The sequence below is a fragment of the Collinsella sp. TF08-11AT genome, from assembly GCF_003437035.1.
Lineage (GTDB): Bacteria > Actinomycetota > Coriobacteriia > Coriobacteriales > Coriobacteriaceae > Collinsella.
Genome location: NZ_QSRL01000006.1, coordinates 107,943 through 114,575 on the forward strand (window position 1 = coordinate 107,943; position 6,633 = coordinate 114,575).

Below are 6,633 nucleotides of genomic sequence, written 5' to 3' on the forward strand. Positions count from 1 at the left end.
TCTACCAACTGAGCCATGTCCGCTTACGAAGATTAATCTTACGTGATACCCGCATCCTATGCAAGAACTTTTTTTTGAAAAGTTTTGCGACGCCCTCTCGAACCTCGCGAAGACATCAGCCACCACGGAAAGCGCGAGCAAACGCAAACTCGCCGCAAGAGGCCCCCTACAACTCAGCGAGCATGATCCAGGCAGAGCTGTCCTGCGCAAGTCTGCCGTCTGCAAGCGGTGATGAGGTGAGCAGGACCTTGCCCGCCGGCAGCTCCACGGGTGCTGCACCGAAGTTCGTCACACACGCCCAGCCGTTGTCGCGGCGATAGGCGATGACGCCGCCCTCAGCGCCCTCGGCACCATCCGCAAGGCCGGTGCGCCCGTCAAGATCGAGCCACGCAAGATCGTTAGCGCACCCGCGCAGCTTGCGCCGCAGCCAGAGGGCGTCACGATAGAGCGCAAGCATCGATGTCGGGTCCGCCTCTTCCCTATCGGCAGCGTAATCGGAAAACCATGCAGGCTGCGGCAGATGGGGCGCCGCATCGGCGTCCATCGGCGAAAATCCAAACGATCCGCCCTGCGCGGGATCGTCCGTCGCCACCCACGGCAGGGGCACACGACAGCCGTCGCGCCCCTTCTCGCGCTTCGATCCGTGCGTATTGGTCGCAGTGGGATCTTCGAGTGCAGCCCACGGGATGTCAGCCACCTCAAAAAGGCCGAGCTCCTCACCCTGATACACGTATGCCGAGCCCGGAAGCGCCAGCTCAAGCAAAAGGGCCGCCCGCGCGCGGCGCTCGCCGAGTTCACGGTCCTCGTCATAAGACGACCCGTCGCGTAAGAGCCAGTCGAGCGCAATCTGGTGGTAGCGCGTCGCCTTGATCTGCGGCAGGGCGAAGCGCGTCGCCACACGAGGCACGTCGTGGTTGGAAAGTACCCAGGTCGAGGCGGAATCGGATTCGATGGCTGCCTTCAAGCCCTCCTCGATTGCAGCGTGCATGTCATCATAGGTCCAAGTGGCCTTGGCGAACTCAAAGTTAAATGTCTGGCCAAGCTCGCTGGGGCGCGCGTAGAGATACTGGCGCTCGGGCAGCACCCACGCCTCGGCAACAGCGCTGCGCGGCGGATTATAGCGGTCGAACACGCGGCGCCACTCGCGATAGATCTCGTGAACCTCGTTGCGATCCCACAGCGGATGGGTGCCGTCGTCAACCATGTCATCGCCCTCGGCGAGATGCCACTGGTCGAGATCATCGCGGTCGAGATCCTTGGCGAGACCGTGCGCCACATCAATGCGAAAGCCATCGACGCCTCGATCGCTCCAAAACGCCAGGACGTCGCAAAAGAACGCGCGAACCTCGGGGCATGACCAGTCAAAGTCCGGCTGCTCGGGCGTAAACATGTGCAGATACCACTGACCGTCCGCAACACGCGTCCAGGCGGGGCCGCCAAAGTTGGCATTCCAATTGGTGGGAGGCAGCTCGCCATGCTCGCCGCGACCATCACGGAAGATATAGCGGGCGCGCTCGGGCGATCCGGGGCCGGCGGCAAGAGCGGCTTTGAACCAGGGGTGCTGGTTGGACGAATGGTTGGGCACGATGTCGACGATGACCTTGATGCCGCGCGCGTGAGCCGCGGCGATCATGTCATCGAAGTCGTCAAGCGAGCCGAGACGTTGGTCGACATCGCAGTAGTCCGCCACGTCATAGCCGCCATCGACAAGAGGCGATGGGTAAAACGGGCTCAGCCAGATGGCCTCGATACCCAGCCGCTCAAGATAGTCCATCTGCTGGGTAATGCCCGCGATATCGCCCAAACCCGAACCAGTCGAGTCCTTAAACGAGCGCGGGTAAATCTGATAGATCGCGGCATCGGACATCCATGAGCGCGAGGAGGACTTTTCTGTAGCCATGGGGTGTGTCTCCCTTGCAACGAGGTTTTGTGAGATGCCCACGATGATACGCCCAAAGCTGACATTCACGGCAATCAACGCCGCAGCCACGCCCCAAACGCTCGCCCCCTCTCGGGCTCGAGCCTCCTGGGACGAATCGATCGATTAGTGAAAAGAACGGAAGACTTACTCCCCCGGCCACGACAGCGAGCGGGCTCCGGGTGCCCCAGGTTGCCGCGAAAGAGGAGGGAAGCGTACTTTATGTACGCGACCGACGATTGAGGGGCAAGATGGGGTGCCCGGGGCCCGCGCAGCGTCAACAAAAAACGCGGTTCGTTAGAACCGCGTAAGATAGTTGGAGCGGACAACGGGGCGTCTGCGTATTCGCTTCGCGGATCCGCACCGGCTTCGGCCGCCTGCCGGCGTCCTCGCCAGCTCGCTACAAACGCTCCGCGTTTGCTTAACGCTCGCTCCCTCTCGGGTTCGAGCCCAAGCGATGGGTACGAAAAAGCCCGGCTACCGTAGTAGTCGGGCTGCTGCGTTTGGAGCGGACAACGGGGCTCGAACCCGCGACCCCAACCTTGGCAAGGTTGTGCTCTACCAACTGAGCCATGTCCGCATATGTAAAACAAAACGGGCGCCGGAGCGCCCGGATGTTGCCTGGAGGCGAAGCCCGGATTCGAACCGGGGGTAAAGGCTTTGCAGGCCTCTGCCTTACCACTTGGCCACTTCGCCGAAAAAGGACCGCTTGAGACGGTCCGGAAATGCAATGGAGCGGACAACGGGGCTCGAACCCGCGACCCCAACCTTGGCAAGGTTGTGCTCTACCAACTGAGCCATGTCCGCATATGTAAAACAAAACGGGCGCCGGAGCGCCCGGATGTTGCCTGGAGGCGAAGCCCGGATTCGAACCGGGGGTAAAGGCTTTGCAGGCCTCTGCCTTACCACTTGGCCACTTCGCCGAAAAAGGACCGCTTGAGACGGTCCGGAAATGCAATGGAGCGGACAACGGGGCTCGAACCCGCGACCCCAACCTTGGCAAGGTTGTGCTCTACCAACTGAGCCATGTCCGCTTGCGGGTTATTAATTTACGCGAGTTGCCCAAAAGACGCAAGTACTTTTTTCAAAAAAGTTGTTCGCCACATGCTCTTGGCAGATATACATGCCAAAACGATTTACTAGGCGCACGATTCCAATGTTCCGCTAAACAGCTTTACCATCCGAACGCGCGTACCGGCACCATCAGTACGACGGGCAACCTCCACGTTGTCGACCAACATGCGCATGAGCTTGATTCCACGCCCGCGCTCCTCAGTCGTAACCGGTTCACTCGACCCGTCGATCGAATAGCCCGCCCCACGGTCGACAACCTCAATCACGACACGATCGCCATAGGCCTGAACCGTCAGGATGCATCCGATACCACCCGCATGGTCATACGCGTTGCCCAGCGCCTCGCCCGATGCCAATGCGACGTCATAGCGCTCATCACGCCTCAGGGGAAGCGATTCGAGTAGCTCGGCAATACGATGACGATAGTATGGAAGGTTCTCGATACCCTGGCGCACCTCGACACTCTTGCTCCAGCGAGGCAATTCCCCCACCGGAATGGCAGGAATCGACTCCCGAGCGAAGCCCGCAACATGGAGGATGTCGACAAGTCGGGCAATCTCCAAAAAGCGAATGACCTCATCGGAGGCGTTAACGAGCGAAAGCAGGCCCTCTCGCCTCATGAGCTCTCTGGCGCGTGTAAGCAAAAACGCCAAACCCGTCGAGTCGATAAAGCCCACGGCCTGGCAATTGATGACAACGCGGCGCACGCCCCGGTCGATCAAATTATCCAACCGTCGGCGCAGCGCGGGCACCGAGGCGATGTCGACATCACCCGGTGGCGTCAAAACCGCTATGTCATTCCACTCATTCATACGACCATGGTTCCCCAAAAGAGCTCGCTCGATGCACACATATCTACAACCGCGTAGGTTTCGCCCCTCAAGCGTCGCAGCCTACGATCGGCCCCGTAAAAACTCAAGGGACACCAACGCGATATCATCGTCCAGCGCCGACTCGGTAAAGCGGTCAAGCTCGCTCAAGACCTTACCGCAGATTCCCGATACGCCCTCACCCGAAACAGAGAGCAAAAGATCGCGAAGGCGTTGCTCGCCAAAGAAAGCACCAGAGCGATCGCGCGCTTCGATCGTTCCGTCGGTATACATAAAGAGCATGTCACCAGGAGCGAACGTAAAGACGCCCGTCTCGTACACCATGCTCTCAAAGGCACCGATCACGCCCGATTGACACCCAAGGAGCTCCACTTCTCCCCCGCAGGTCTCGCCGCCACCAAGCGGCGTCGACGACGGCCGAATGACCATAGTGGGAGGATGTCCCGCAGAGCAATAGGTAGCTCGGCCCGCTTTAAGATCGATCTTGGCGATAAACGCCGTCACAAACGTCTCGACCCTCGAAAAGCCCATGAGCATACTATTGAGCGAGCGAGCCATGCGGGCAGGCCCCGCACCCTCCCAGGCATAGGCCGTCAGCGCCGTCTTGACGAGCGCCGACATCGACGCCGCCTCGATTCCCTTGCCGGACACATCTCCCAAAATCATAACGGCGCAATCGTCGGGAAGACGAACAAGCGTATAGAAGTCACCGCCGACCAGCGCCGAATTCGTTGCCGATAGGTACACCGAATCGGCGGCGATTCCCGGAACGTCACCAAGCGAATTTCTCATGCCGATCTGAAGCGTCTGAGCGATATGACGCTCCTCGCGCTTTTGAGACTCACCCTCATAGATCAGCTCAAAATCGTGGGCCAAATGCACCATGTAGTCGTACTCAAGGTCGTCGATTGGCTCCTGGCTGCCATCGCGGAGCAGCAAAAAACGCGTCGTCGGTCCCTTGGCGACATCAGCGTGAACGATCGCATCGTTGTTTCGCTTGTCATCCGTCTCCGAGCGATAGCGCCCCGCCTCGATACCGGAGTCGACGTACAGTCCCTGACACGGCAGGCCGTGTGCTCTCAGCCATGCACCCATAGGCGTGGATTCATCCACGCGCGTTAGGCGCACGTGCTTGAGATCGTCAGCGCTCGTCCCGCCCAGCACCGACGTCTCGAACCCATCGGAAGCTGATCCCAGGCGCGCTGCCGGCGTCGTGATAGAAAAGAAGAGCGACTCCGGATCGCCCGGCAACGCTACGCGACTGCCGCCCTCAAAATCGATGACATAGGTTTCGAGACCCGCATCATACTCCACGGGGCAAAAATGACAGTTGAGCACAGCGCAAATTTCCGACGATACCGCGCGCGAAGCGACGACGGGATCATCAAGATAGGTAAAAAGCTCATCGCGCAGCACGTTGAGCGAACGACCAAGTTCTGCCGTGCGGCGCGAACGTAAGCTCGACGCCATGCCGACCATCTGAATAGACAGGTAATCGCAGATGACCTCGAGCACGTTAAGGTCATAGGCAAGTGGCGCCTGTGGACGTTTCCAACCGACCTCCAACATACCGAGCACCTGCGTGCCGTAAAACACGGGAAGACAGATCTCGCTGCGATACGGAGGCATATCCTGCATGCGCAGCAAGTGCTTGGAACGATTGTCCAAATCCATGAACATACCCGAAGCAACCCGGTCGCCCTCAAGGTCCTGCTGGATCGACAGACGACAGGCACGCGACTCGCGAAGAACATACGTCGGAATGCCAGCGCCATACGGCAAAAACTCGGGCAGGTAGCTGTCATGCAGCTCCTTGGAAACACCGCGAAGTTTAAAACCGCCGCTCTCAGAAAAATAAATCGCAGCTCCAGAGGCATCGAGCGTTCCGACGAGCTGATTCAAAACGGTATCGAGCAAGCTGGGGAGCTCATCGGAGCCCACGGTACTCATAATGACCGAAAGGGTACCCGAAAGGCGTTTATTCGCCACCCTAAGCTCCGATAGTGCACGTTTGAGCTGACGATCGTGGGAATACTGCTCTTCGATGCTGTGAAGCGCCACCAGGACGCGCGGCGCGCGGCGTCCAAAGATACGCGGAGGCGTAACGGAACCTGCGCGAACCAAGACGGGAATAAAGGATCCGTCGCTCAGCTTGAGCATCAGTTCGTTCTCGGAGCCATCAGTTTCAAATGGTAGACGATGTTCCGTCGCACGTTCAAAAGCGGACGAATACAGGACGTCTTTAACATCTCCACCGATGACGTCGGCGCGTTCCTCGCACATCAAACCAAGTAAGCGATTATTCACATGCAGAATGGTTCCGTCGAGCTCACAAATGATGACAGCATCGCTCGTGATCTCGACCAGTTGGGCAACGTCTGCCCACTCGTTGCGCTCAAGCGTTTCCATCGTGGACCTCACCGTCTATCGGTAACAAAAAAGCCTCCGAAGAGGCTTCTCAAATGCGATGGTGTCGGAGGCGGGACTTGAACCCGCATGACCAAAAAGCGGTCACTAGCACCTCAAGCTAGCGCGTCTGCCAATTCCGCCACTCCGACATGCTATGTTGTTGATTCGCAGTTCGTTTTGTTCGACCCGCGCGTTCAACGAAGAAGATGATAACCTATGATTCGAGAACTGTGCAAGCACTTTTTTCAAAAAAGTTTACGAATTTGTAAATGCGCAGGTAGATCCGTATGCCCGGCCCCGAATCGGTGTTGCCTCCCGGCGCGTCCTCGGGCATGGGCGATATTTTGCTACGCACTTCGTGCTGCAAAATATCGCTCCCCCTGCGGAATGCGCCGGGAGGCA

The 6,633-nt window shown here is 58.8% G+C and carries 4 protein-coding genes and 6 tRNA genes; all 10 read right to left on the reverse strand.

Annotated features, from left to right (window positions below; translation table 11 throughout):
- Window positions 1-166: 166 nt before the first annotated feature.
- Window positions 167-1,900 (reverse strand): glycoside hydrolase family 13 protein, encoded by a 1,734-nt coding sequence (locus DXC79_RS05730; protein WP_233503017.1) that lies wholly within the window; start codon window positions 1,898-1,900, stop codon window positions 167-169.
- 522 nt (window positions 1,901-2,422) lie between these two features.
- A tRNA-Gly gene (locus tag DXC79_RS05735) sits at window positions 2,423-2,498 on the reverse strand.
- 42 nt (window positions 2,499-2,540) lie between these two features.
- Window positions 2,541-2,614, reverse strand: a tRNA-Cys gene (locus DXC79_RS05740).
- Window positions 2,615-2,649: 35 nt separating this feature from the next.
- Window positions 2,650-2,725, reverse strand: a tRNA-Gly gene (locus DXC79_RS05745).
- A 42-nt stretch (window positions 2,726-2,767) separates the two neighbouring features.
- Window positions 2,768-2,841: transfer RNA gene (locus tag DXC79_RS05750), tRNA-Cys, on the reverse strand.
- 35 nt (window positions 2,842-2,876) lie between these two features.
- Window positions 2,877-2,952, reverse strand: a tRNA-Gly gene (locus tag DXC79_RS05755).
- A gap of 105 nt (window positions 2,953-3,057) precedes the next feature.
- Window positions 3,058-3,804 (reverse strand): anti-sigma factor antagonist, encoded by a 747-nt coding sequence (locus DXC79_RS05760; RefSeq protein WP_117635453.1) that lies wholly within the window; start codon window positions 3,802-3,804, stop codon window positions 3,058-3,060.
- Window positions 3,805-3,885: 81 nt separating this feature from the next.
- Window positions 3,886-6,231: a GAF domain-containing SpoIIE family protein phosphatase gene (locus tag DXC79_RS05765; protein WP_117635454.1), complete on the reverse strand. Its 2,346-nt coding sequence runs from the start codon at window positions 6,229-6,231 to the stop codon at window positions 3,886-3,888.
- 59 nt (window positions 6,232-6,290) lie between these two features.
- Window positions 6,291-6,380: transfer RNA gene (locus DXC79_RS05770), tRNA-Leu, on the reverse strand.
- Window positions 6,381-6,445: 65 nt separating this feature from the next.
- Window positions 6,446-6,633, reverse strand: a 188-nt coding sequence (locus DXC79_RS10185; RefSeq protein WP_233503022.1) for a hypothetical protein, incomplete at its 5' end; no start/stop codon positions are given.